Raw genomic sequence first — 25,010 nt, forward strand, 5'->3', positions numbered from 1 at the left:
GCGAGAAGTGAGGCGTCACACCACCCGCTACATCCCGGCGATCAGCTTCTCCACCCGGTCGTCCACCGACCGGAACGGGTCCTTGCACAGCACCGTCCGCTGCGCCTGGTCATTGAGCTTCAGGTGCACCCAGTCGACCGTGAAGTCCCGCCGCTGCTCCTGCGCCCGGCGGATGAAGTCGCCGCGCAGCCGCGCCCTCGTGGTCTGCGGGGGCACCGACTTGCCCTCGAAGATCTTGAGGTCGTTGCAGATCCGCGCCGCCTGCCCCTTGCGCTCCAGCAGGTAGTACAGCCCCCGCCGGCGGTGGATGTCGTGGTAGGCGAGGTCTATCTGAGCCACCCTCGGATTCGACATGGTCATGTTGTGCTTGCCGCGGTACCGCTCGATCAGCTGGTACTTCATCACCCAGTCGATCTCGGTGCCGATCCGGTCCAGGTCCTCCGCCTCGATCGCGTCCAGCGTGCGGCCCCACAGCTCCAGCACCTGGTCCACCACACCGGTACGGATGCCCCGGCGCTCGGCGAAGTCCACCGCCTTGTCGTAGTACTCCCGCTGGATCTCCAGCGCGGAGGCCTCCCGGCCGCTCGCCAGGCGCACCTTGCGCTGGCCCGTGATGTCATGGCTGACCTCGCGGATCGCCCGGATCGGGTTCTCCAGGGTCAGGTCCCGCATCACCGTGCCCGCCTCGATCATGCGCAGCACCAGGTCGGTCGCCCCGACCTTCAGCAGCATGGTCGTCTCGGACATGTTCGAGTCGCCGACGATGACGTGGAGGCGGCGGTACCGCTCCGCGTCCGCGTGCGGCTCGTCGCGCGTGTTGATGATCGGCCGCGAACGCGTCGTGGCGGAGCTGACGCCCTCCCAGATGTGCTCGGCCCGCTGACTCACGCAGTAGACCGCGCCCCGGGGGGTCTGCAGCACCTTGCCCGCGCCGCAGATCAGCTGACGCGTCACGAGGAACGGAATGAGAATGTCCGCCAGGCGGGAGAATTCCCCGTGCCGGGCCACCAGGTAGTTCTCGTGGCAGCCGTACGAGTTGCCCGCCGAGTCGGTGTTGTTCTTGAAGAGATAGACGTCGCCCGCGATTCCCTCCTCGTGCAGGCGGCGTTCGGCGTCGACGAGCAGGCCTTCAAGAATGCGCTCGCCTGCTTTGTCGTGCGTGACCAACTCGGTCACGTTGTCGCATTCGGGAGTTGCGTATTCCGGATGCGAACCCACGTCGAGGTAGAGGCGGGCACCGTTCCGCAGGAACACATTGCTGCTGCGGCCCCATGACACGACACGGCGGAAGAGGTAGCGCGCCACTTCGTCAGGAGACAGTCGGCGCTGTCCCCTGAACGTGCACGTGACGCCGTACTCGTTCTCCAGCCCGAAAATGCGGCGGTCCATGACTGAACATTACGCCTTCTGCCCTCTTCTGAAACCGGGTTCGCAGCCGCCGTTTCGATCAGTTCCCCCGAGCAGGCCGCCGAACGGGCCGCCGAACGCCCGCCGCACGGGCCGTGACCACCACGGGCGCGCCGCACCGGCGCGCCCGGACCTCACTGCGCCGACCGGGCCTGCGGAGCCACCTCGCCCGAGCCGTCCGGCACTGCCCGCGGAGAACCCGCCACCGCACGGCTGCGCCCCGCAGTTGCCAGCGCCCCCTGAGTCACCATCAGCACCAGCAGCGCCGCACCGCCCGCGGCGCACGCCACGCCGAAGCCCCACGCGGTGCCGCCCAGCTCCACCGCCGGACCGGCGGCCGCCGTACCGATCGCCGCACCCACCCCGAAGAAGGTCACCAGCCACGAGAAGGCCTCGGTCACCGTGCCCGTCGGCGCGTGCCGGTCCACCACGATGAACGCGCACGCCAGAGCCGGCGCCAGGAACACGCCCGACAGCGCCGCCAGCGCCGTCATCGCCACCGGCCCCGGGGTCAGCAGCAACGGCAGGTAGCAGACCGCGAGCAGCGCGACCAGCAGCCGCAGCCGCCGCTCGGGCGCACCCGCCCACTGACGGGCGCCGTAGAACACCCCGCCGATCAGCGCGCCCAGCCCGAGCGCCGCCATCAGCCAGCCGTACACCGCCTGGCCACCGTTGCCGTCCGCGTACGCCACACCGGCCACCGTGATCGAACCCAGCGCCATACCCACGAAGAAGAACGCACCCAGCAGCGCCAGCAGCCCCCGCGAGCGCAGGGCCCCCAGCCAGTGGGCCTCCCGCGGCTCCGAGCGCCACGTCCGCGACGGCTCGCTGGCCACGACCGACAGCGCGCCCAGCACCCCGATCGCGTTCAGGGCCAGCAGCGCCCCGGCCGGCGACCACACCGCCACGAACAGCGTCACCAGCAGCGGACCGACGGTGAACATGATCTCCTGGGCCACCGCGTCCATCGCGTACGCCGCGTGGACCTTCTCCTCACGGCCCCCCAGCACGCTCGGCCACAGAGCCCGCAGCCCGCCCTCCAGCGGCGGCGTGAACAGCCCGCCGACCACCACCGCGGCGTACGCCGCGACCGCCGAGCCCGTGCCCGCGAGCGCCAGCCACACCATCCCGAGCGCGGACAGGAGCGCCGCCGGCAGCTGCACCCGCGGCTGCCCGAACAGGTCCACGGCCCGCCCCAGCAACGGCTGGCCCACCGCGTTCGCCAGCCCGTACACCGCGGCCAGCGCCCCCGCCAGGCTGTAGCTGCCGCCCTCCGCGCGCGTGAACAGCACGATCGCGATCGGCGCGGTGGCGTTCGGCAGCCTGCCCACGAGCGTCCCCGCCAGCAGCCTCGCGGCGTGCCGGGTCCTCAGCAGCTCCGCGTATCCCGCGGCCATGACGGCCCCCTTCTGCCCGGCCCAGCCGGGGTAATACGTATAACGTGACTCGTCATACGTACCATGGCCACAGTCCACGGGTCCACCCCGCAGACCGCGAAACCACCCCCGACCCCGCCCCGCAGGAGCCCCGTGTGACGAGACCCACCAGCCGGGACGTGGCCACCGCCGCCGGGGTCTCCCAGGCCACCGTCTCCCTCGTCCTCGGCGACAAATGGCCCGGCCGCGTCTCCGAACGCACCGCCGCCCTCGTCCGCGAGACCGCCACCCGCCTCGGCTACCGGCCCAACCTCGCCGCCCGCAACCTCCGCCTCGGCTCCACCCGCACCGCCCTCCTCGTCGTCCCCGCCCTCACCAACGAGTTCTTCGCCCGCGTCTACACCGGCGCCGCCCGCGTCGCCGCCGAACACGGATTCGGCGTCGTCCTCTACCCCTCCCCCGACGGCACCGGCCCCGCCCGCGACCCCTTCGCCTCCGCCCGCGCCGCCCTCGACGGCGTCATCGCCTCCTCCATGGCCGCCCACGCCCTCCAGGCCATCGGCGGCGACACCCTCCCCCTCGTCATGCTCGACAGCGACCCCCGCGCCGGAGGCGCCGCCGCCCACGTCAACCTCGCCATGGCCGACGGCATGCGCCAGGTCACCCAGCACCTCCTCGGCCTCGGCCACCGACGCTTCCTCCACCTCGCCTCCGCCGTCGACTCCTGGACCTTCGACACCCGCGCCGAAGCCCTCACGACCCTCCTGGGCCCCGGCACCGAGCTGCGCACCGTACGGTCCCCCCTCACCGCCGACGGCGCCCGTACGGCCATGGAAGCCGCCCTCGCGGCCCCCCTGGGCCGGCCGACCGCCGTCGTCTGCGACGACGACATCCTCGCCGCCGGCGCCTGCAAGGCCGCCCGCCGCCTCGGCCTGCGCGTCCCCGAGGACCTCTCCGTCACCGGCTTCGACGACCTCGCCCTCGCCACCGCCGTCGAACCCGAGCTCACCACGGTCCACCTCCCCGCCGAACGCGTCGGCGAACAGGGCATGACCGCCCTCCTCGCCGTCCTCGAAGGCACCCCCTGGACCGCCCCCGACATCCCCGTCACCCTCGTCGTCCGCGACTCCACCGCCCCCGCCCCCGCCCCCGCCTCCTGAGCCGGACACGACGAAGCCCCGGCCACCCCCGAAGGGGCGACCGGAGCCACACACCCGGGTCCTGGTCCTACTCGGCGTCGTCCTCCGGCGCCTCGTCGTTCGACACCGCGTCCGCCTGCGCCGCGGCCGGCACGTCCGCCTCCAGCAGCCGCGACAGCTGCCGGCCACGGATCCGCTTGAACTTGCGCTGCTGCGACCGCGTCCGGTCCAGCACCGCCACCTCCAGCCGCTCCGCGGGAATCGCCTTGTCGGCACCGTTGGCCTGGCTGGACAGCGCCGCCACGGCCAGCTTCAGCGCCTCCGACAGCGTCATCCCGTCCTGGTGGCGCTGATCCAGGTAGGTGCTGATCTGCTCGGCGTTGCCGCCGACCGCGACCGAGCCGTGCTCGTCCACGATCGACCCGTCGTGCGGCAGCCGGTAGATCTGGTCACCGGCGGCCGTCGCACCGACCTCGGCCACCACCAGCTCCACCTCGTACGGCTTCTCACCGGCACTGGAGAAGATCGTGCCGAGGGTCTGCGCGTACACGTTGGCCAGCCCACGGGCCGTCACATCGTCACGGTCGTAGGTGTATCCGCGCAGATCCGCGTAGCGCACACCGCCGATCCGCAGGTTCTCGTACTCGTTGTACTTACCGGCGGCCGCGAAGCCGATCCGGTCGTAGATCTCGCTGAACTTGTGCAGCGCGCGGGACGGGTTCTCGCCGACGAACACGATGCCGTCGGCGTACTGCAGCACGACAAGGCTGCGACCGCGGGCGATGCCCTTCCGGGCGTATTCCGCCCGGTCGGCCATGGCCTGCTGGGGTGACACATAGAACGGAGTCGACACCGGCTTTCCGTCCCTTTCTTCTGGGCGACGAGGTGACGGGCGGTCAGAGCAGGGCGGCGCGCGGGCCGTCGGGCTGCTCGAGACGACGATCGGTGACCGAGCGGGCGAGCGCCTGCGACTCGTCCTCGGTCAGCCGGCGGAAGCCCTCGTCGGTGATGACGGTGACGATCGGGTAGATGTGGCGGTACAGGTCCGGCCCGCCGGTCGCCGAGTCGTCGTCGGCGGCGTCGTACAGCGCCTGCACCACCAGCGTGGTGGCCTGCTCCTCGGTCAGGTCCGGGCGGTAGAGCTTCTTCATGGAGCCCCGCGCGAAGATCGAACCGGAACCGGTCGCCGCGTAGCCGTGCTCCTCGGAGCGGCCGCCGGTGACGTCGTAGGAGAAGATCCGGCCCTTCTCCTTGGCCTCGTCGTAGCCGGCGAAGAGCGGCACCACCGCCAGGCCCTGCATCGCCATGCCGAGGTTGCTCCGGATCATGGTGGAGAGCCGGTTGGCCTTGCCCTCCAGGGAGAGGGTCGTCCCCTCCACCTTCTCGAAGTGCTCCAGCTCCAGCTGGAACAGCTTGACCATCTCCACGGCCAGGCCCGCCGTACCGGCGATGCCGACCGCGGAGTACTCGTCGGCCGGGAACACCTTCTCGATGTCCCGCTGCGCGATCATGTTCCCCATGGTGGCCCGCCGGTCACCGGCGAGCACGACCCCGCCGGGGAAGGTGACGGCCACGATGGTCGTCCCGTGCGGCGCCTCGACGACACCCTCCGGCAGCTTGCGGTTGCCGGGCAGCATCTCGGGCGAGTGCGCGCCCAGGAAGTCCATGAAGGACGAAGACCCCGGCGTCAGGAAGGCTGCCGGTAGACGCCCTGTGCCACGATTGTTGGCTTCCACGCGTGTCCCTCCAAGTATGAGACGACCCGACGGGCTGCGTCGGGGTCGTCACCCAACTTGCCGATGGCCGTGTTGCAGTTGAAGCACAGTACGCCTCGGACCCTACCCGTCTTGTGGCAGTGATCCACATGTATGGCCGGAGCCTTGAGACAGATGCAGCAGAGCCCGTCCTGAGCTGCGATCATCTCGTCCCGATCGGCCTCGGTCATGCCGTAGGAGCGTTTGAGATGCCCCGCCCGGCCCTGGATGGCTCGGCACGCCTTGCACCGAGTGGATAAGCCGTCAGACGCCGAAGCGTTCTTGTGCCACTCGCTGTGCGGCTTGACCTCACCGCACTGCCGGCAGAGCTTGTGGCCGGACGGGACATCCACTTTCTCCCTGACGACCTTGCCTCTGGCCGCCTGGCGGCGCCGGTAGTGCGCGGCACTGTACTCAGCCACGCACTCGCGACACCTCGGCTGCAGGCCGTCACCACGGTTCCGGTCCAGGGCGAACCCGCTCAGCGGCACGTCCCGGCTGCAGCCGCGACACCACTTCGTTCCATTGAACATGGAGCCAATGCTGGCGAGCTCACCTTAGATTCGAAGGCTATTCGCCGCCTTTTTGTACGAAACTCCGAACGAAGTCCTCGGCATTCTCCTCGAGTACATCGTCAATCTCGTCAAGTACGGAGTCGACGTCGTCGGAGAGCTTCTCCTGGCGCTCCTTGAGGTCGGTCGATTCCTCGACCGCCGCCTCCTCGACCTCCTCGGTCGAGCGCGTCGCCTTCTGCTGTCCGCCGCCGGTGTCCTTGGTCGCCATGTCTACCTCACCCCGCTCGGTTCGCACGCTCATGTCGAGAGACCCCGGGATTTCGGGATCTCTCAAGATCAGACCCTACGTCGGACCCTATAGGGAGGGCCCGGCATTCGTCCCCGGACTTTCACAACGTCCGGTTCTCCTCATGATTCCCGGACCGGCCGCATTTCAGCCGCGCTCACTGCCCCGAAAGCACCCGGACCAGGTCCTCCGCCGTGCGGCAGCGGTCCAGGAGCTCCTTGACGTGGTTGCGGGTCCCCCGCAGGGGTTCGAGGGTCGGGACGCGCTGGAGCGAGTCCCGGCCCGGGAGGTCGAAGATCACCGAGTCCCAGGAGGCCGCCGCCACGTCGTCCGCGTACTGCTCCAGGCAGCGTCCGCGGAAGTACGCCCTGGTGTCCTCCGGAGGCTTGCTCTGGGCCCGTTCCACGGCCGCCTCGTCCACCAGCCGCTTCATCTTGCCGCGGGCCACCAGACGGTTGTACAGGCCCTTCTCGGGCCGTACGTCCGAGTACTGGAGGTCCACCAGGTGCAGCCGCGCCGCGTCCCAGTCGAGGCCGTCCCGGCGCCGGTAGCCCTCCAGGATCTCCCGCTTGGCGATCCAGTCCAGCTCGCCCGACAGGCTCATCGGGTCGCTCTCCAGCCGGCCCAGCACGTCCTCCCAGCGGGACAGCACGTCCTTGGTCTGCTCGTCCGCGTCCGAGCCGAAACGCTCGTCCACGTACTTCCTGGCCAGCTCGAAGTACTCCATCTGGAGCTGCACGGCGGTCAGTGTCCGGCCGCTGCGCAGCGTGATCAGGTACTTCAGCGAGGGGTCGTGGGAGACGTGGTGGAGCGTGCGTACGGGCTGGTCGACGGCCAGGTCGACGCCGATGAACCCGTCCTCGATCATGGACAGGACGAGGGCTGTGGTGCCGAGCTTGAGGTAGGTGGAGATCTCCGAGAGGTTCGCGTCGCCGATGATCACGTGGAGCCGGCGGTACTTCTCGGCGTCGGAGTGCGGCTCGTCCCGGGTGTTGATGATGGGCCGCTTCAGGGTGGTCTCCAGGCCGACCTCGACCTCGAAGTAGTCCGCGCGCTGGCTGATCTGGAAGCCGTGCTCGCGGCCGTCCTGGCCGATGCCCACGCGTCCCGCTCCGGTCACGACCTGTCGCGAGACGAAGAAGGGGGTCAGGTGGCGCACGATCTCCGAGAAGGGGGTCTCCCGCTTCATCAGGTAGTTCTCGTGCGTGCCGTAGGAGGCGCCCTTGTTGTCGGTGTTGTTCTTGTAGAGGTGGATCGGCTGGGCCCCGGGCAGCTGGGCGGCCCGGACGGCGGCCTCGGCCATGATCCGTTCGCCGGCCTTGTCCCAGAGTACGGCGTCCAGCGGGTTGGTGATCTCCGGGGAGCTGTACTCGGGGTGCGCGTGGTCGACGTAGAGCCGTGCGCCGTTCGTCAGGATGACGTTGGCGAGGCCGATGTCCTCGTCGGTCAGCTGGCTGCTGTCGGCGGCCTCGCGGGCGAGGTCGAAGCCGCGGGCGTCCCGCAGCGGGTTCTCCTCCTCGAAGTCCCAGCGGGCGCGTCGCGCCCGGTGCATCGCCGCCGCGTAGGCGTTGACGATCTGGGACGAGGTGAGCATGGCATTGGCGTTCGGGTGACCGGGGACGGAGATCCCGTACTCCGTCTCGATCCCCATTACTCGCCGTACGGTCATGCGGCCCTCCTTGCCCGGCGGCGCCCCCCTTACGGGGGCGGCGCTCAAGTACCGCTGGTGCTCCGGTGCGTGTGACTGTGCGGTGCCCGTCCCCGCACTGCGCGACCGGCGGTACGGAAGAGCCTAGAACCACTGCGCGCTCGTGGGGAGATCATTTCCGTCATTGAATCTGCCCTGTCACCGGCTGGAATACGGCCGGTCGGTCGGTCGGGTAAAGCAGGCGGCTGCGGATGCCCGGGGAGGGCATCCGCAGCCGCTCCGCATCAGAGGTACTGACCGGTGTTGGCCACCGTGTCGATGGAGCGTCCGGTGTCCGCCCCTTGCTTTCCGGTGACGAGGGTGCGGATGAATACGATCCGCTCGCCCTTCTTACCGGAGATTCGGGCCCAGTCGTCCGGGTTGGTGGTGTTGGGCAGGTCCTCGTTCTCCTTGAACTCGTCCACGCATGCCTGGAGGAGGTGGGAGACCCGGAGGCCCTTCTGGTTGTGTTCGAGGAAGGCCTTGATGGCCATCTTCTTGGCACGGTCGACGATGTTCTGGATCATCGCGCCCGAGTTGAAGTCCTTGAAGTAAAGGACTTCCTTGTCGCCGTTGGCGTACGTGACCTCGAGGAAGCGGTTCTCCTCGGTTTCGGCGTACATCTGCTCGACGACGGTCTGGATCATGCTGTGGACGGTGCCGGCCGTGGAGCCCTGGTGTTCGGACAGGTCGTCCGTGTGCAGGGGCAGCGAGGCCTTGAGGTACTTCGCGAAGATGTCCTTCGCGGCCTCGGCGTCCGGACGCTCGATCTTGATCTTCACGTCGAGGCGGCCGGGGCGCAGGATGGCCGGGTCGATCATGTCCTCGCGGTTGGAGGCGCCGATGACGATGACGTTCTCCAGGCCCTCCACGCCGTCGATCTCGGCGAGGAGCTGCGGGACGATGGTGTTCTCCACGTCCGAGCTGACGCCGGATCCGCGGGTGCGGAAGAGGGATTCCATCTCGTCGAAGAAGACGATGACGGGGGTGCCCTCGCTGGCCTTCTCGCGGGCCCTCTGGAAGACCAGGCGGATGTGCCGCTCGGTCTCGCCGACGTACTTGTTGAGGAGTTCGGGGCCCTTGATGTTCAGGAAGTACGACTTCCCCTGGGCCTGTCCGGTCACCTCGGCGACCTTCTTGGCAAGGGAGTTGGCGACGGCCTTGGCGATGAGCGTCTTGCCGCAGCCGGGCGGGCCGTAGAGCAGGATGCCCTTCGGGGGCCGCAGTTCGTGTTCCTTGAACAGGTCGGGGTAGAGGTACGGGAGCTCGACCGCGTCGCGGATCAGCTCGATCTGGTCGCCCAGGCCGCCGATCTTGTCGTAGTCGATGTCGGGGACCTCTTCGAGGACCAGGTCCTCGACCTCGCTCTTGGGGACGACCTCGTAGACGTAGCCGGAGCGGGGTTCGAGCAGGAGGGCGTCGCCGGGGCGGATGGTGATGTCCAGGAGCGGCTCGGCGAGCCTCACCACCCGTTCCTCGTCGGTGTGCCCGACCACCAGGGCGCGCTCGCCGTCCTCGAGGATCTCCTTGAGGGTGACGATGTCCCCGGCCCGCTCGAACTCCATGGCCTCGACCACGTTGAGGGCCTCGTTGAGCATGACTTCCTGGCCGCGCCGGAGGTCCTCCGGGTCGACGCTGGGGCTGACGTTCACGCGGAGCTTTCGGCCTCCGGTGAAGATGTCGACGGTGCCGTCCTCGTTCGCCTGGAGGAAGACACCGAAGCCTGCCGGCGGCTGTGCGAGCCGGTCGACTTCTTCCTTGAGGGCCACGATCTGGTCGCGGGCCTCACGGAGGGTATTCGCGAGTCGTTCGTTCTGTGCGGAGACGCCGGCCAGATTTGTCTGGAGCTCGACGATCCGCTCTTCGAGAATCCTCGTGTGTCGCGGAGAGTCGGCGAGCTTACGTCGCAGGACGGCGATTTCCTGCTCGAGATAGGCAACCTGGCCGGCGGGGTCCTCGGACCCTCGCGCGGGCCGGATGCCGCGGTTGATGTCGTCGTCGTGGGCTGCCACGGTCCTCACCTCCTCCAAGGGGAGCTGGACGCTTCCTGACCCTACCTGGGCTGGTGGTGATTGAAACCCCTAGATCACAAAGACGATAGAGGTGTGTCCGATCTTCACCCTTGCGTACTCCCTCACGCCAAGGAAATACCCACCCCTCAAACTCGGGATGCCGCCGGTTGTAAGGTCGAAGTGTTCAACACCCGTCAGGGCCCGCGCGACTTGCTGCGGGTTGTGACCGGGATGGATCACTCACCGCAGGGAACGGCAGGAGATATGACCGTGCAGCAGGACGCTCCGACGGGCGGCGCCGGTGGGGCCGGCGAGCCGCTAGAGGTCTGGATCGACCAGGACCTCTGCACCGGGGACGGCATCTGCGCGCAGTACGCGCCCGAGGTGTTCGAGCTGGACATCGACGGTCTGGCGTACGTGAAGAGCGCGGACGACGAGCTCCTGCAGGAGGTGGGGGCGACCACTCCGGTGCCGCTGCCGCTGCTCCAGGACGTGGTGGACTCGGCGAAGGAATGCCCGGGCGACTGCATTCACGTACGGCGCGTTTCGGACGGGGTGGAGGTCTTCGGCCCGGACGCGGAGTGACGCTTCAAACACTCCTGGCGGCCGAGTCCGTCAGCTCCTGGCGGAATTTTCCGTCGGCCCAGCGCCACTTGGCGAGCTGCTTCTTGTCGGGGCAGCAGCGCGGGACCTCGGGTCCGGAGTAGCCGAGGAGGCTCGCGGTGACGGTCCGGTCGCGCACGGTCAGTTCCGTGGCGGTCCGGCGCTGCGGGGTGTCCAGGAGGGTGGCGACGACGCGGGGGCGGGCGTCCTCGGCCGGGTCCTGGGTGAGTACGTAGATCGCATGGGGCGGGGTGCCGGAGCCCGCGTCGCAGCGGACGGCCGCCACGGTCTCGGGGCGGCCGTCGCCGTCGAGGTCGCCCTGGGCGGTGGCGGTGATGGCCCGGGGCGCGCCCTTGCAGTCGAGGGGGTAGGTGGCCGCCGCCGGGTCGGGTGCGGTGGCCTGGGGGCCCTTCGCGGCGGGCTCGTCGGTGGCCGCGGGGGTGCCGGTGGCCGGCTGTACGAGTCCCGCGGCGGCTATGACGGCGGCCATGGCGGTGGCCGTGGCGAGCCAGTGGAGGGGCCTGGTCCGGGTGTGGGCCAGGGTGTCCGGGGTTGCCAGCGTGGCGGGGGTGTGCAGCACGCGGGGTGTCTCCTGTGCGAAGGGTGACGGGGAGCCAGCATCGTGCCACACCTCACACGGGGGCGGAACGGCAGGGGCCGGGTCGGCACGGGGACAACGAAAAGGCGCTGTGGCGTAGTTCCCCCGGGGTCGGGGGAACTACGCCACAGCGCCGTCGTGTTGGGTGGGCCGGGGGTTACGCGGAGCGGTCGCTGCCGGGTCCCTCGTAGTCCTCGCCGTAGGCGCCCTTGGCGGGGCGGCGGCGGCGCATGGGGGGCTCGACGCCGTCCGCGAGGCGGCGGGCGGTGACGAGGAAGCCGGTGTGGCCGATCATGCGGTGGTCCGGCCGGACGGCGAGGCCTTCGACGTGCCAGTTGCGGATCATCGATTCCCAGGGCTGCGGCTCGGCGAAGCAGCCGATCTCGCGGATGGACTCGACGGTCTTGGACAGCTGGGTGGTGGTGGCCACGTAGCAGCAGAGGATGCCGCCGGGGACGAGGGCCTTGGAGACGGCCTCCAGGCATTCCCAGGGGGCGAGCATGTCCAGGATGACGCGGTCGACGTCGGTGTCGGACAGGTTGTCCTGGAGGTCGCCCACGGTGAGCTGCCAGGCCGGGTGGGGGCCGCCGAAGTAGCGTTCCACGTTGGCGGTGGCGATCTCGGCGAAGTCCGCGCGGCGCTCGTAGCTGTGGAGCATGCCCTGGTCGCCGATGGCGCGCAGCAGGAAGCTGCTCAGGGAGCCGGAGCCCACGCCCGCTTCCACGACGCGGGCGCCGGGGAAGATGTCGGCGAAGGCCAGGATCTGACCCGCGTCCTTGGGGTAGACCACGGCGGCGCCGCGGGGCATGGACAGGACGTAGTCGGGGAGCAGGGGGCGCAGCGCGAGGTACGCGACGTTCCCCGTGGTACGGACAACACTGCCTTCGGGAGCACCGATCAGCTCGTCGTGGGGGAAGGAACCCTTGTGGGTGTGGAAATTCTTCCCGGCTTCGAGCGTGAACGTGTAGTGGCGGCCCTTGGGGTCGGTGAGCTGAACCTGGTCCCCGACCTTGAAGGGCCCGCGTCGGCGGGCGGCACCGGTCGGTTCGGACATGTGACCAGTGTATTGGCTTCAGGACTGGGGCCGTGCCACGGCCCGGGGCGGGGGCCGTGGCCGGACATCCTCTAGGTCTGGGGCCGGGCCATGGCCTTTACGAAGGCCTTCTCGACGTCGAGGGTGGACAGGACGCCGTAGATGGCGCCGCCGGGTTCGAGGACGAGGTATTCGGTGGCGGGGGTGGCGCGGAGGTGGTCGAGGAGTTCTTCGCCGGTGAGTTCCGCGGAAACCTTCATGCCGTCGGTGAGGTCCTGGGCGAGGGTGCTGACGGCGACCCAGGGGCGGCGGTGTTCGGGGACGGAGGCGATGGCGCTCTCGCGGACGATGGCGGTGGGGTCTCCTTGGCCGTCGACGACGACGAGGGCGCGGGCTCCGGCTTCGTTGGCGCGGCGGAGGGCTTCGGAGAGGGGGGTGGTGTTTTCGACGGGGATGGCGCGGCGGGTGAGGCTGCGGGCGCGCAGTTCGGGGAGGTGTTCGCGCAGGCGGGCCATGCGGAGGCTGTTGCCGGCTCCGGTCCAGATGATGGCGGCCAGGATGGCGGCGAGGAGGGCGTCCATGACGGTGTCCATGCCGCCGATCTCCTCGGTGCGGTTGCCGAGGAGTCCGGTGTGGGTGAGCAGGGGCAGGCCGAGGAGGACGGCGACGGCGAGGGCGCGGCCGACCCAGGCGGCGGCGACGGTGCCGGCCATGGGTTTGCCGGTGATGCCCCAGATGACGGCGCGGAGCATGCGGCCGCCGTCGAGGGGGAGGCCGGGGAGCAGGTTGAAGGCCGCGACGAGCAGGTTGGAGATCATGAGGCCGGCGAGGAGGACACCGGGGACGGTCGCGGGGTCGACGGCCTTCATGCCGAGGTAGAAGCCGCCGGCGAGGAGGAGGGAGAGCAGGGGGCCGACGAAGGCGAGGACGAATTCGCGGCCGGGGGTCTCGGATTCCTTCTCGATCTCGGAGACTCCGCCGAAGAACTGGAGCTGGATGCGGCGGACGGGGAGTTTGAAGCGGAGGGCGGCGACGGTGTGGGCGAGTTCGTGGACGAGGACCGAGGCGTAGAAGGCGACGGCGAAGAAGAGGGAGACCAGGTAGCGGACGGGTCCGAGGTGGGGCAGGACGCGGTCGAGCTGGTCCCCGAAGACCCAGGTGATGAGGGCGGCGACGAGGAACCAGCTGGGTGAGACGTAGACGGGCACGCCGAAGGGGCGGCCCATGAGGAGTCCGCCGCCCGGTCCTGAGCGCCGTTTGTCGCGCTCGCCGGTCTGGTCGGTGTCTGCCACGTCTGTCCTTCGTTCGGTGCTGGGGGTTCTCGTGCGGTTCTCGTGCGGTTCTCGTGTGGTTCCGGGGGGATTCTCGCGGTGTGGGGCGCGGTGTGCGTGGCGCCGGGTGATGCTCCGATCATGCAGTGCGAGGGGGCCCGGCGTCGATGGTATGCGCGTGCTGTCGGTCGCGGGTCGTAGGGTTTTGTCCATGACGACGAGCCCCGGTGCCGTGCCCGGTGCGGCCGAAGCCGCAAGCCCGGGCGCTGTGGCGCCCTCTTCGCTCTCTCCTTCCCGGGCGAGCGATTTCATGCAGTGCCCGCTGCTGTACCGGTTCCGGGTGATCGACAAGCTGCCGGAGAAGCCGAGTGCGGCGGCCACGCGGGGGACGCTGGTGCACGCGGTGCTGGAGCGGCTCTTCGACCATCCCGCGCAGGAGCGGACGGCGCCGCGGGCGAAGGAGCTGATTCCGGGGCAGTGGGACCGGTTGCTGGAGTCGCGGCCGGAGCTGTCGGAGCTGTTCCCGGAGGGTGACGAGGGGGCGGGGCTGGCGCGCTGGCTGACGGAGGCCGAGGCGCTGGTCGAGCGCTGGTTCACGCTGGAGGACCCGACGCGGCTGGAGCCGGTGGAGCGGGAGTTCTTCGTGGAGACGGAGCTGGAGTCGGGGCTTCGGCTGCGCGGGATCATCGACCGGGTGGACGTGGCGCCGACGGGTGAGGTGCGGATCGTCGACTACAAGACGGGCAAGGCGCCGCGGCCGGAGTATGCCGAGGGTGCGCTGTTCCAGATGAAGTTCTACGCGCTGGTGGTGTGGCGGCTGAAGCAGGTCGTGCCGCGGCGGCTGCAGCTGGTGTATCTGGGCAGCGGGGATGTGCTGACGTACGACCCGGTGGTGGCGGACCTGGAGCGGGTGGAGCGCAAGCTGCTCGCGCTGTGGGAGGCGATCCGGGAGGCGACGGAGTCGGGTGAGTGGCGGCCGCGTCCGACGAAGCTGTGCGGCTGGTGCGATCACCAGGCGTCGTGTCCGGAGTTCGGTGGTACTCCCCCGGTGTATCCGCTGCCGGTCGTGCCGAGGCCGGCGCGGAGCCCGGAGGCCTAGAGGGTGTCCTCGGCCGGGGGCGGGATTTCTTGATCGTCGGGTCAGGGCAGAATGGGCGTGTCCGCCCGAGCCGTCCGAGCTGTCCGACGAATACGAGGTATCGCCCGTGGCCATCCGCGTTCTCCTGGTCGACGACCAGCCCCTGTTGCGCACCGGATTCCGGATGATCCTGGAGGCGGAGGAGGACCTGGCGGTGGTCGGCGAGGCCGGGGACGGTCTGCAGGCGCTGGACCAGGTGCGGGCGCTGCAGCCGGACGTGGTGCTGATGGACATCCGGATGCCGCGGATGGACGGGGTCGAGGCGACGCGCCGGATCACCGGTCCGGGGCGGGACGGTCCGGCGAAGGTGCTGGTGCTGACCACGTTCGATCTGGACGAGTACGTGGTGGAGGCGCTGCGGGCGGGGGCGAGCGGCTTCCTGCTGAAGGACGCGCCGGCGGGCGAGCTGGTGCAGGCGATCCGGGTGGTGGCGGCGGGTGAGGCAATGCTCGCGCCGAGTATCACGCGCCGGCTGCTGGACAAGTACGCGGGGCACCTGCCGTCGGGTGAGGAGCGTCTGCCGGACACGCTGGGGACGCTGACCGAGCGCGAGGTGGAGGTCCTGAAGCTGGTGGCGCGGGGCCTGTCGAACGCGGAGATCGCCGCGGACCTGTTCGTGAGCGAGACGACGGTCAAGACGCATGTGGGGCACGTCCTGACGAAGCTGGGGCTGCGTGACCGGGTCCAGGCGGCGGTGTACGCGTACGAGAGCGGTCTGGTCCGGCCCGGGGCGCAGTAGCCAGGTCCGGTCCGGGGCGCCGTAGCCGGGTCCGGGAGGTTCGGGAACACGCCCGGGAACGGGCACGGGGCCGCACGCGCGAGGGAAGGTCGCGCGTGCGGCCCCGTGGTGTGTCCGGGGAGGGCCGGAGGGTCAGCCCTTGCTGATCTCCCAGAAGCGGAAGACCGTGGAGGCGTCCAGGGACCACTGCAGGCCGTTCACGTTCTGGCGGGTGACGGCGTACTGCTTGCCCTGCCAGAGCGGGAGGAGCGGGAGCTCGTCGGCGACGATGTCCTGGAGCCGGTTGTAGTCGGTGTTGGCCGCGGTGCGGTCGGACTTCGCGGAGGTCGACGGGATGATCGTCCCGGTGATCTCCTTGTTGTCGTAGTTGTTGTTCAGGACGTTGCCCGGGCCGAAGAACGGCTGGGTGAAGTTGTCGGCGTCCGGGTAGTCGGGGACCCAGCCCTTGACGTAGATGCCGTACTTGCCGGCCTGGATGTCCTTCTCGTACTGCTCGTACTCGACGGACTTGACGTCGGCCTCGAAGAGGCCGCTGTCGTTGAGCTGCTTGGCGATGACCTCGAACTGCTGGTCGGTGGAGGGGCCGTAGCGGGACGGGGTCGAGTACAGGGTGACCTTGACCTTGCCGTTGATGTTCGCGGCCTTGAGGACGGCCTTGGCCTTCTCGGGCTGCGGGGTGCCGCCGTAGCGGTCGAAGAACGGCGTGGTGTGGCCGGCGATGCCGGTCGGCACGATGGAGTAGAGCGCGGTGGCGGTGCCGGCGTACACGTCCTTGACGAGGGCCTCGCGGTCCACGAGGTAGGCGATGGCCTTGCGCACGGGGAGCTTGCCGACGACGGGGTCGTTGACGTTGAAGACCATGTGCTCGACCTCGGCGCCCGTGCCCTGGACGACGTCGACCTTGTTGTCGCCGGTCTTGGAGGAGGCGAGGGCGGCGATGTCCTTGGCGGCGAGGCCGCGGAAGGCGAAGTCGACGTCTCCGCTTTCGAGGGTGGTCTTGAGGCCGGCCTGGTCGCCGTTGAAGAACTTCAGGGTGACGCCGGTGTTCTTGGGCTTGGCCTTGCCCGTGTAGGACTCGTTGACCGAGAAGGTGGCGCTCTTCTCGCTGAAGGAGTCGAGCTTGTAGACGCCGGAGCCGTCGGCCTTGTTGTCGGTGCGGAGCTTGTCGGCCGGGTACTCACGGTGGTCGACGATGGAGCCCGCACCCGAGGCGATCTTGCTCGGGAAGGTGGCGTCGGAGTTCTTCAGCCGGAAGATGACGGTCTGCTCGTCGGGGGCGTCGATGCCCGCGATCGAGGAGAGCATGACGGCGGGACCGTTCTCGTCGTTGATCTTCAGGGTGCGCTCGAAGGAGTACTTGACGTCCTTCGAGGTGAGGTCGTGGCCGTTGCTGAACTTCAGGTCGGGCTTCAGCGTGCACTTGTAGAGCTTGCTGTCGCCGCCCTCGAAGGCGCAGCTCTGCGCGGCGTCGGGCTCGGGGGTGGTGCCGCCCTTGGGGAAGCTCAGCAGCGACTGGAAGACGTTGTTGAAGAGCAGCCAGGAGCCCGGGTCGTAGCCGGACGCCGGGTCGGTGGACTTCACCTTGTCGGATATGCCCATGACCACGCCCTTGCCGCTGCCGGCATTGGAGCCATCGGTCGAACCGCAACCGCTGAGCAGCGCGGCGGCGGTGGCCGCGCCGAGCGGGGCCGCGAGCCACTGGTTACGTCGATTCACGCGAACGTCCTTCACAGTCGAACTGTTTCGTTGCTCCGGCCCGCGACACCCGCTGCCGGTCTTTACCTCGCTCAGCCGCTTACGCCGCGGCCGAGCTCCCACAACTGGAGGTCGGAGATGGCGTTGACCGACCACTCCACTCCGGTGATCCCGTCGCGTGCGGCGACGTACTGCTTGCCCTGCCACAGGGGCAGGACGGGTACGTCCTCGGCGACGATGTCCTGCATCTCCGTGATCGCGGGGGCGGCGACGTTACGGTCGACCGCGCGCCGGGATTCGGGGAGGAGCCTGGTGCGCACCGCGTTGTTGGCGTACGGCGTGCCCAGGAAGTTGTCCTGCTCCAGGAACGGGGCGAGGAAGTTGTCGGCGTCCGGGTAGTCGGGGAACCAGCCGAGCCCGTAGGCGGCGTGGTCGCCCTTCTTCTGGGCGGGGCGGAAGTCGCCCCATTCGCTGCCCTGGACGGTGATGTCGAAGAGCTGGGTGGAGTTGAGCTGCGCCTTGAGGGCCTCGAACTCCGCCGCCGTGCCGTCGCCGTAGTGGTCGCTGGTGTAGTGCAGCGTCAGCTTGACCGGGGTCTTGATCCCGGCCTCCTTCAGGAGTGCGGCGGCCTTGGGCGTGTTGCCGTCGCCGTACTTGTTGTAGAAGGAGTTGACGTGGCCGGTCACGGAGGTGGGGACCAGCGAGTAGAGCGGCTGGGCGGACTTGCCGTAGACCTTGGAGATGAGCGCGCCGCGGTCGACGGCGGCGGCGAGCGCCTGGCGTACGGCCTTGTCCTTGACGACGGGGGCGTCGGTGTTGAAGCCGAGGTAGCGGATCTCCAGGCCGGGCATCGGGACCAGCTTGACGCCCTTGGGCGGGTTGGCGCTGAGCTCGGTGATCTGGGCGGGCGACAGGGTGCGGGAGACCATGTGGATCTTCCCGTCGGTGAGGGCCTTGCCCATGGCCGTGGAGTCGGGATAGGTGCGCAGCTCGACCTTGTCGTTCTGCAGCTTGATGTCGCCCTTGTAGTGGGGGTTCTTGCTGAAGACGGCGCGGACGAGGCGGTTCTCCCTGACCTCGGCCTTCATGGTGTAGGGCCCGGAGCCGTCCACTTCGAAGCCCTCGCGGAGCTTCTTGGCGTCGTAGTCCTTCTCGCTGACGATGCCGGCGGCGGGGGTGGAGAGCTTGAAGGGGAAGGTCGCGTCCGGGGTCTTCAGGTGGAAGATCACGGTGTCCTCGCCCTTGGTCTCGACGTTGTCGAGGGTGGAGAGCAGCGAGGAGGGGCCGTTCTCGTCCTTGATGGCGAGGACCCGGTCGATGGAGAACTTGACGTCCTTGGCGGTGAGCGGGTCGCCGCTGGCGAACTTGAGCCCGGGGCGCAGGGTGCAGCGGTAGCTCTCGTTGCCGGAGTCGGTGAAGCGGCAGGCGGAGGCTGCCTCGGGGACGGGCTGGCCGCCGCCCCGCGGGGTGTGCATCAGCGTCTGGACGGTCTGGCGCAGGATGTTCCAGGCGCCGGCGTCGTAGGCGTAGGCGGGGTCGAAGGGGGCGGGAGCGAAGTCTGCGGCCTCGAACCGGTCGGTGGTCCCGACGACGATCGCCGCGGATCCGGCTCCTCCACCGCTCGCGGTGCCGCATGCGGCCAGCGCGGGGGTGAGCAGTCCGGCCGCGGCCGTCAGCACCATGGTCTTGCGGTTCATGCTGGAAGTACTCCCTGTAACCGGCACTTGGTCAAAGCGGTGTGAAGGGCACTTCGCGGCGGTCGCCCGTTCGGGGCGGAACGATCGGGCCGGTGGTATGACGATCGGTCCACGCGGTTCCGGAACAGGGGTGTGTGTCCGGAACGCGGCTGGGTGCGGCGCAGTGCCCGGATCGACACTAGTGGTCCGGGGCGGGGTGGCTGGAACGCACCGGACTTGGGGCGTAATCGCACCGTGATCGGAGCGAACTGCCTGTTCACAGGCAGGGCTCCGCAGATTCGGTCAGGGGCTGATCAATGCGGACACATGGGAAGCCGGATGGGCCCTCGGACAGGGCCGTCGGGGGTGTGACGCGTGACCAAGGTCACCCTGCGCAACAACCCCGGAGGGGATGGAATTTCAGCCTCCGGGGCCCGCGGCGGAAGATCCTTCCGTCGTGATGCGCGTGGACGGGGTTCCGTTCGGTACGGAACGTGTTCACGGCAATCCGGTGCGTGGCAATGCATACCGATGTAGGTCAGTGCATGCCGATGTGTCCGCTTGCGCTGTGTACACGCGGGAAGAGGAGCACTCCGGGCGGCGGGACCGGCCGGAGCGTCACTCTCGGTGAGCCTCGCTCAGTTCATCGGGGCGATGAGGGAGCGCAGGAACGTGAGGTCGACGTCCTCCAGCGAGCGGACGACCGTGCGCCCCGGAGCCGGTTCGATGACACCGACGGAGGGGATCGCCACGACCCGGCAGCCGGCGGCCTCTGCGGCCGCCACGCCGGTGCGGGTGTCCTCGATGACCGCGCACCGCGAGGGGTGGGCGCCCAGCGACCGGGCGGCGAAGAGGTACGGGTCGGGGTGCGGCTTGGTACGGGCCACCTCGTCGCCGGCGACAGTCATCGTGAAGCGGTCGCGGCCGAGGGTGAGCAGGACCTGGTCGATGACCCGGCGGTGGGAGGCGGAGACGAGGGCGGTGGGCACGTTGTGCCGGGCCAGCTCGGTCAGCAGCCGCTCGGCGCCCGGCATCAGGGGGACCCGGTCGGCGATGCGCGCCTCGAAGCGCTCGTTGAGCAGGACGCTCAGCTCGGCGATGCCGATGGCGGCGCCGGTGGCCTCGATCAGGAAGCCCGCGCTGCGGCTCATGGGGCCGCCGACCACCACGTCGCGCCAGGCGTCCTCGAGCCGGTGCCCGAGCTCCTGGAAGATCTCCGCCTCGATCTCCCACCAGAAGCCCTCGGTGTCCACCAGGGTGCCGTCCATGTCGAGGAGCACCGCCTGCAGGGCCGAACCGTCGGCCGTGCGGGTGACCGGGGCGGGAACGGTGCTCGTCATGCGCATGCCTCTCCGAAGGGACGAGAAGGCCGGTCACCTCTTCCTCGGGGCATACCACCCCTCGGAACAGGCGACCGGCCTGTATGGGACCGACAAGTGTACGTCGGCGGAGCTCAGCGTGCGTTGAAATACTTCGCTTCGGGGTGGTGGATCACGATCGCGTCCGTCGACTGCTCCGGGTGGAGCTGGAACTCCTCCGAGAGGTGGACGCCGATCCGCTCCGGCTGGAGGAGGGCGGCGATCTTCGCCCGGTCCTCCAGGTCGGGGCAGGCGCCGTAGCCGAGGGAGAAGCGGGCACCCCGGTACTTGAGGTCGAACATGTCCTCGACCTTCGCCGGGTCCTCGCCGCCGAATCCGAGCTCGGCGCGGACCCGGGCGTGCCAGTACTCGGCCATGGCCTCGGCGAGCTGGACGGACAGGCCGTGCAGCTCCAGGTACTCGCGGTAGGAGTCGGACGCGAACAGCTTGGCGGTGGCCTCGCCGATCCTCGAGCCGACGGTGACCACCTGGAGGCCGACCACGTCGGTCTCGCCGGACTCCTCCGGGCGGAAGAAGTCCGCGAGGCACAGGCGGCGGCCGCGGCGCTGGCGCGGGAAGGTGAAGCGGGTCCGCTCGTTGCCGGCGTCGTCGAGGATGATCAGGTCCTCGCCCTTGGAGACGCAGGGGAAGTAGCCGTAGACGACGGCCGCCTCCAGCAGGTTCTCGGTGTGCAGCTTCTCCAGCAGGCCGCGCAGGCGCGGGCGGCCCTCGTTCTCGACGAGCTCCTCGTAGGTGGCACCGCCGGCGCGGGCCTGCTTCAGACCCCACTGGCCCTTGAAGAGGGCGCCCTCGTCCAGCCAGGAGGCGTAGTCCTTGAGCGGGATGCCCTTGACCACCCGGGTGCCCCAGAACGGCGGGGTGGGCACCGGGTTGTCGACGGCCACGTCGGACCGGCCGCCGGCCTCCTCCGGCTCCTCCGCCTGGAAGGCGGGCGTGTCCCGCTTGGCGACGCGGCGCTGCTTGAGCTCGGGCAGGGCGGCCCCCGGCACGCCGCGCTTGACGGCGATGAGGGCGTCCATGAGGCGCAGGCCCTCGAAGGCGTCGCGGGCGTAGCGGACCTCGCCCTCGTAGATCTCGTGGAGGTCCTGCTCGACGTAGGCGCGGGTGAGCGCGGCGCCGCCGAGGATCACCGGGTAGTCGGCGGCCAGCTTGCGCTGGTTCAGCTCCTCCAGGTTCTCCTTCATGATCACGGTCGACTTCACGAGCAGGCCGGACATGCCGATGACGTCGGCCTTGTGCTCCTGGGCGGCCTCGAGGATCGCGGAGACGGGCTGCTTGATGCCGATGTTGACGACGTTGTAGCCGTTGTTGGTCAGGATGATGTCGACGAGGTTCTTGCCGATGTCGTGGACGTCGCCGCGGACGGTGGCCAGCACGATGGTGCCCTTCCCCACCGCGCCTTCGCCGTCCGCGACTTTCTCCATGTGGGGTTCGAGGTACGCCACGGCCGACTTCATGACCTCGGCGGACTGCAGGACGAAGGGGAGCTGCATCTGGCCGGAGCCGAAGAGCTCGCCGACGACCTTCATGCCCTCCAGGAGGGTGTCGTTGACGATGTCGAGGGCGGGGCGGGTCCGGAGGGCCTCGTCGAGGTCGGCCTCCAGGCCGTTCTTCTCGCCGTCGATGATGCGGCGCTGCAGGCGCTCCTCCAGGGGCAGCGCGAGGAGTTCCTCGGCGCGGCCGGCCTTGAGGGACTTGGTGTTGACGCCCTCGAAGAGGGCCATCAGCTTCTGCAGCGGGTCGTAGTCCTCGGTGCGCCGGTCGTAGATCAGGTCGAGGGCGGTGGAGACCTGCTCCTCGTCGAACCGGGCGATCGGCAGGATCTTGGAGGCGTGGACGATGGCCGAGTCGAGGCCGGCCTTGACGCACTCGTCGAGGAAGACGGAGTTCAGCAGGACGCGGGCGGCGGGGTTGAGGCCGAAGGAGATGTTCGACAGGCCCAGGGTGGTCTGGACGTCGGGGTGGCGGCGCTTGAGTTCACGGATGGACTCGATCGTGGCGATGCCGTCGCCGCGGGACTCCTCCTGGCCGGTGCAGATGGTGAAGGTCAGGGTGTCGATGAGGATGTCCGACTCGCGGATGCCCCAGTTGGCCGTGAGGTCCTCGATGAGGCGTTCGGCGATGGCGACCTTGTGCTCGACGGTGCGGGCCTGGCCCTCCTCGTCGATGGTCAGCGCGATGAGCGCGGCGCCGTGCTCCTGAGCCAGCCGGGTGACCTTGGCGAAGCGGGACTCGGGGCCGTCGCCGTCCTCGTAGTTCACCGAGTTGATGACCGCGCGGCCGCCGAGCTTCTCCAGGCCCGCCTTGATGACGGGGACCTCGGTGGAGTCCAGGACGATCGGCAGGGTGGAGGCGGTGGCGAACCGGCCGGCGAGCTCCTCCATGTCGGCGACGCCGTCGCGGCCGACGTAGTCCACGCAGAGGTCGAGCATGTGCGCGCCCTCGCGGATCTGGTCGCGGGCCATCTCGACGCAGTCGTCCCAGCGGCCCTCCAGCATGGCCTCGCGGAACTTCTTGGAGCCGTTGGCGTTGGTGCGCTCGCCGATCGCCATGTACGAGGTGTCCTGGCGGAAGGGCACGGTCTGGTAGAGCGAGGCGGCACCGGGCTCGGGCCGGGGGTCGCGCTGGACGACCGCCGCGCCGCGGACCCGCTCGACGACCTGGCGCAGGTGCTCGGGGGTGGTGCCGCAGCAGCCGCCGACCAGGGAGAGGCCGTACTCGCGGACGAAGGTCTCCTGGGCGTCGGCGAGCTCGGCGGCGGTCAGCGGGTAGTGCGCGCCCTCCTTGGTCAGGACGGGCAGGCCGGCGTTGGGCATGCAGGAGAGCGGGACGCGGGCGTTGCGCGCGAGGTAGCGCAGGTGCTCGCTCATCTCGGCGGGGCCGGTGGCGCAGTTCAGGCCGATCATGTCGATGCCGAGGGGCTCCAGCGCGGTCAGGGCCGCGCCGATCTCGGAGCCGAGGAGCATGGTGCCGGTGGTCTCGACGGTGACGGAGCAGATCAGCGGGACGTTGGCGCCGAGGGCGTCCATGGCGCGGCGGGCGCCGATGATGGAGGACTTGGTCTGCAGGAGGTCCTGGGTGGTCTCGACGAGCAGCGCGTCGGCGCCGCCGGCGAGCAGGCCCTCGGCGTTGGTCTGGTAGGCGTCGCGGATCTGCGCGTAGGTGATGTGGCCGAGGGTGGGCAGCTTGGTGCCGGGTCCCATGGAGCCGAGCACCCACCGCTGCTGTCCGGTGGAGGCGGTGAACTCGTCGGCGACCTGGCGGGCGATGCGGGCGCCGGCCTCGGACAGCTCGAAGTTCCGGTCGGCGATGTCGTACTCGGCGAGGGCGGCGTAGTTCGTGCCGAAGGTGTTGGTCTCGACGCAGTCCACGCCCACCGAGAAGTACGCCTCGTGGACGGAGCGCACGATGTCGGGGCGGGTGATGTTGAGGATTTCGTTGCAGCCTTCGAGCTGCTGGAAGTCCTCCATGGTGGGGTCCTGCGCCTGGAGCATCGTTCCCATGGCTCCGTCGGCGACGACCACGCGGGTCGCGAGCGCCTCCCGGAGGGCATCGGCCCGGGTCTGGGTGTCGGCGGGCGGGTTCGGCAACGAGGCCATGGAGTGCTCCCTGGGATGCGACGGCTGTCGGCTTTGCACCCCCGCTGTGTCAGGGGTGCACGCGGCCAGGGTAACCGCGAGGCCCCCGCCCCGGTGTGGGTGTCCCACGTGGCGGACTGCATTCTGTGGCGGGAAGTTGTCAGGGGTGTCCCGTTGCCCGTACGGCGAACAGATCGTCCGACGGTGCGCGAGGTCGGCATCGACCGATACTGTTCAGCATTGTCGAACCGCGTCAAGATGTCAGTAGTAACGAAGGTCAGCAGGAGGCTGCGCGATGGCACGGAACATCCAGTCGCTCGAACGAGCCGCTGCGATGCTGCGACTCCTGGCGGGCGGCGAGCGCCGGCTGGGGCTCTCCGACGTGGCCTCGTCGCTGGGCCTGGCCAAGGGCACGGCCCACGGCATCCTGCGCACCCTGCAGGCCGAGGGCTTCGTCGAGCAGGACCCGGCCTCCGGGCGCTACCAGCTGGGCGCGGAGCTGCTGCGCCTGGGCAACAGCTATCTCGACGTGCACGAGCTGCGGGCCCGCGCCCTGGTGTGGACCGACGACCTGGCCCGGGCGAGCGGCGAGAGCGTGTACGTGGGCGTGCTGCACCAGAGCGGGGTGCTGATCATGCACCACGTGTTCCGGCCCGACGACAGCCGTCAAGTGCTGGAGGTCGGGGCGATGCAGCCGCTGCACTCGACGGCGCTGGGCAAGGTGCTGTCGGCGTACGACCCGGTCGCGCACACCCAGGCGCTGGAGGTGGAGCGCGAGTCGTTCACCCCGCGTACGGTCACGGATGCCGTCGGCTTCGAGGAGATCCTGGGCCTGACCCGGGCGCGCGGCTGGGCCGCGGACGTCGAGGAGACGTGGGAGGGCATCGCCTCGGTGGCGGCGCCGATCCACGACCGGCGCCGGATGCCGGTGGGTGCCGTGGCGGTCGCGGGCGCCGTGGAGCGGGTCTGCGGCGAGTCCGGGGAGCCCCGTGCGGCCCTCGTGGCCTCGGTGCGGGACTGTGCGCGCGCGGTTTCACGCGACCTCGGCGCAGGCCGGTTCTGACCTCCCTTTAGCAGGCTTCGGCCATCACCTGGCACCCTTCTGCCCATTTTTCGCCATATCT

General features: G+C 69.6%; 20 protein-coding genes. 5 read left to right on the forward strand and 15 right to left on the reverse strand.

Annotated features, from left to right (window positions below; genetic code table 11):
- Positions 1–27: 27 nt before the first annotated feature.
- Complete coding sequence (gene pafA / locus NRK68_RS07275) at positions 28–1,389, reverse strand: Pup--protein ligase (protein WP_030655944.1); 1,362 nt, start codon at positions 1,387–1,389, stop codon at positions 28–30.
- 152 nt (positions 1,390–1,541) lie between these two features.
- Positions 1,542–2,804 (reverse strand): MFS transporter, encoded by a 1,263-nt coding sequence (locus NRK68_RS07280; RefSeq protein ID WP_183067672.1) that lies wholly within the window; start codon positions 2,802–2,804, stop codon positions 1,542–1,544.
- Positions 2,805–2,938: 134 nt separating this feature from the next.
- Here NRK68_RS07280 and NRK68_RS07285 point away from each other — a divergent pair, with 134 nt between their 5' ends.
- Positions 2,939–3,943 (forward strand): LacI family DNA-binding transcriptional regulator, encoded by a 1,005-nt coding sequence (locus NRK68_RS07285; protein WP_257855381.1) that lies wholly within the window; start codon positions 2,939–2,941, stop codon positions 3,941–3,943.
- A gap of 67 nt (positions 3,944–4,010) precedes the next feature.
- On the opposite strand, the gene prcA is transcribed toward NRK68_RS07285, so the two are convergent.
- From prcA to arc, 6 genes are all read right to left on the reverse strand, one after another.
- Positions 4,011–4,775 carry a proteasome subunit alpha gene (gene prcA / locus NRK68_RS07290; protein WP_030655938.1) on the reverse strand — a complete coding sequence of 255 codons (765 nt, stop codon included), beginning with the start codon at positions 4,773–4,775 and terminating at the stop codon, positions 4,011–4,013.
- Positions 4,776–4,818: 43 nt separating this feature from the next.
- A complete protein-coding gene (prcB, locus tag NRK68_RS07295) occupies positions 4,819–5,658 on the reverse strand; it encodes a proteasome subunit beta (protein ID WP_183067674.1) in 840 nt (279 codons plus the stop codon).
- Complete coding sequence (locus NRK68_RS07300) at positions 5,610–6,209, reverse strand: endonuclease VII domain-containing protein (protein ID WP_257855382.1); 600 nt, start codon at positions 6,207–6,209, stop codon at positions 5,610–5,612. The genes prcB and NRK68_RS07300 overlap by 49 nt, the downstream gene beginning before the upstream one ends.
- 37 nt (positions 6,210–6,246) lie before the next feature.
- Positions 6,247–6,459, reverse strand: coding sequence for a ubiquitin-like protein Pup (locus NRK68_RS07305; protein ID WP_030233608.1), 213 nt, complete (start codon positions 6,457–6,459; stop codon positions 6,247–6,249).
- Between the two features lie 175 nt (positions 6,460–6,634).
- Entirely contained in the window at positions 6,635–8,146 is a 1,512-nt protein-coding gene (gene dop / locus NRK68_RS07310) for a depupylase/deamidase Dop (protein WP_183067676.1), read from the reverse strand.
- Between the two features lie 263 nt (positions 8,147–8,409).
- On the reverse strand, positions 8,410–10,176 hold the full coding sequence (gene arc / locus NRK68_RS07315; protein ID WP_030655926.1) for a proteasome ATPase: 1,767 nt from the start codon (positions 10,174–10,176) through the stop codon (positions 8,410–8,412).
- 264 nt (positions 10,177–10,440) lie between these two features.
- Here arc and NRK68_RS07320 point away from each other — a divergent pair, with 264 nt between their 5' ends.
- Positions 10,441–10,761 carry a ferredoxin gene (locus NRK68_RS07320; RefSeq protein ID WP_030963772.1) on the forward strand — a complete coding sequence of 107 codons (321 nt, stop codon included), beginning with the start codon at positions 10,441–10,443 and terminating at the stop codon, positions 10,759–10,761.
- A 4-nt stretch (positions 10,762–10,765) separates the two neighbouring features.
- Here NRK68_RS07320 and NRK68_RS07325 read toward each other — a convergent pair whose 3' ends face one another.
- From NRK68_RS07325 to NRK68_RS07335, 3 genes are all read right to left on the reverse strand, one after another.
- A complete protein-coding gene (locus NRK68_RS07325; RefSeq protein WP_257855385.1) occupies positions 10,766–11,359 on the reverse strand; it encodes a hypothetical protein in 594 nt (197 codons plus the stop codon).
- Positions 11,360–11,534: 175 nt separating this feature from the next.
- On the reverse strand, positions 11,535–12,431 hold the full coding sequence (locus NRK68_RS07330) for a tRNA (adenine-N1)-methyltransferase (protein WP_030833375.1): 897 nt from the start codon (positions 12,429–12,431) through the stop codon (positions 11,535–11,537).
- Between the two features lie 71 nt (positions 12,432–12,502).
- Positions 12,503–13,636, reverse strand: a complete 1,134-nt coding sequence (locus tag NRK68_RS07335) for a site-2 protease family protein (protein ID WP_183067713.1) — start codon at positions 13,634–13,636, stop codon at positions 12,503–12,505.
- A 256-nt stretch (positions 13,637–13,892) separates the two neighbouring features.
- Here NRK68_RS07335 and NRK68_RS07340 point away from each other — a divergent pair, with 256 nt between their 5' ends.
- Together NRK68_RS07340 and NRK68_RS07345 are read left to right on the forward strand one after the other, a co-directional pair.
- The gene (locus NRK68_RS07340; protein ID WP_183067677.1) at positions 13,893–14,780 is read left to right on the forward strand and encodes a RecB family exonuclease; all 888 of its coding nucleotides are present in this window, start codon (positions 13,893–13,895) and stop codon (positions 14,778–14,780) included.
- A gap of 106 nt (positions 14,781–14,886) precedes the next feature.
- Positions 14,887–15,558, forward strand: a complete 672-nt coding sequence (locus NRK68_RS07345) for a response regulator (protein WP_030963767.1) — start codon at positions 14,887–14,889, stop codon at positions 15,556–15,558.
- 132 nt (positions 15,559–15,690) lie between these two features.
- On the opposite strand, the gene NRK68_RS07350 is transcribed toward NRK68_RS07345, so the two are convergent.
- The 4 genes from NRK68_RS07350 to metH all read right to left on the reverse strand — a co-directional run bounded on the left by NRK68_RS07350 (position 15,691) and on the right by metH (position 23,907).
- Positions 15,691–17,274: an ABC transporter substrate-binding protein gene (locus NRK68_RS07350; protein ID WP_183067678.1), complete on the reverse strand. Its 1,584-nt coding sequence runs from the start codon at positions 17,272–17,274 to the stop codon at positions 15,691–15,693.
- A gap of 71 nt (positions 17,275–17,345) precedes the next feature.
- Positions 17,346–18,950 (reverse strand): ABC transporter substrate-binding protein, encoded by a 1,605-nt coding sequence (locus NRK68_RS07355; RefSeq protein WP_183067679.1) that lies wholly within the window; start codon positions 18,948–18,950, stop codon positions 17,346–17,348.
- A gap of 617 nt (positions 18,951–19,567) precedes the next feature.
- The gene (locus tag NRK68_RS07360) at positions 19,568–20,269 is read right to left on the reverse strand and encodes an HAD family hydrolase (RefSeq protein ID WP_183067680.1); all 702 of its coding nucleotides are present in this window, start codon (positions 20,267–20,269) and stop codon (positions 19,568–19,570) included.
- A gap of 113 nt (positions 20,270–20,382) precedes the next feature.
- Positions 20,383–23,907, reverse strand: a complete 3,525-nt coding sequence (gene metH, locus NRK68_RS07365) for a methionine synthase (protein ID WP_257855387.1) — start codon at positions 23,905–23,907, stop codon at positions 20,383–20,385.
- Positions 23,908–24,181: 274 nt separating this feature from the next.
- On the opposite strand from metH, the gene NRK68_RS07370 reads away from it, so the two are divergent.
- Entirely contained in the window at positions 24,182–24,949 is a 768-nt protein-coding gene (locus tag NRK68_RS07370) for an IclR family transcriptional regulator (RefSeq protein WP_183067682.1), read from the forward strand.
- Positions 24,950–25,010 lie beyond the last annotated feature (61 nt).

This window comes from Streptomyces yangpuensis (genome assembly GCF_024666385.1).
GTDB lineage: Bacteria > Actinomycetota > Actinomycetes > Streptomycetales > Streptomycetaceae > Streptomyces > Streptomyces yangpuensis.

Excerpts from the sequence above, each read along its gene's own strand:
- pafA (WP_030655944.1), bottom strand. The coding sequence starts at position 1,389 with ATGGACCGCCGCATTTTCGGGCTGGAGAACGAGTACGGCGTCACGTGC.
- NRK68_RS07280 (WP_183067672.1), bottom strand. The coding sequence starts at position 2,804 with ATGGCCGCGGGATACGCGGAGCTGCTGAGGACCCGGCACGCCGCGAGG.
- NRK68_RS07300 (WP_257855382.1), bottom strand. The coding sequence starts at position 6,209 with ATGTTCAATGGAACGAAGTGGTGTCGCGGCTGCAGCCGGGACGTGCCG.
- NRK68_RS07305 (WP_030233608.1), bottom strand. The coding sequence starts at position 6,459 with ATGGCGACCAAGGACACCGGCGGCGGACAGCAGAAGGCGACGCGCTCG.
- dop (WP_183067676.1), bottom strand. The coding sequence starts at position 8,146 with ATGACCGTACGGCGAGTAATGGGGATCGAGACGGAGTACGGGATCTCC.
- NRK68_RS07320 (WP_030963772.1), top strand. The coding sequence starts at position 10,441 with ATGACCGTGCAGCAGGACGCTCCGACGGGCGGCGCCGGTGGGGCCGGC.
- NRK68_RS07330 (WP_030833375.1), bottom strand. The coding sequence starts at position 12,431 with ATGTCCGAACCGACCGGTGCCGCCCGCCGACGCGGGCCCTTCAAGGTC.
- NRK68_RS07335 (WP_183067713.1), bottom strand. The coding sequence starts at position 13,636 with ATGGGCCGCCCCTTCGGCGTGCCCGTCTACGTCTCACCCAGCTGGTTC.
- NRK68_RS07340 (WP_183067677.1), top strand. The coding sequence starts at position 13,893 with ATGACGACGAGCCCCGGTGCCGTGCCCGGTGCGGCCGAAGCCGCAAGC.
- NRK68_RS07355 (WP_183067679.1), bottom strand. The coding sequence starts at position 18,950 with ATGAACCGCAAGACCATGGTGCTGACGGCCGCGGCCGGACTGCTCACC.
- NRK68_RS07360 (WP_183067680.1), bottom strand. The coding sequence starts at position 20,269 with ATGACGAGCACCGTTCCCGCCCCGGTCACCCGCACGGCCGACGGTTCG.
- metH (WP_257855387.1), bottom strand. The coding sequence starts at position 23,907 with ATGGCCTCGTTGCCGAACCCGCCCGCCGACACCCAGACCCGGGCCGAT.
- NRK68_RS07370 (WP_183067682.1), top strand. The coding sequence starts at position 24,182 with ATGGCACGGAACATCCAGTCGCTCGAACGAGCCGCTGCGATGCTGCGA.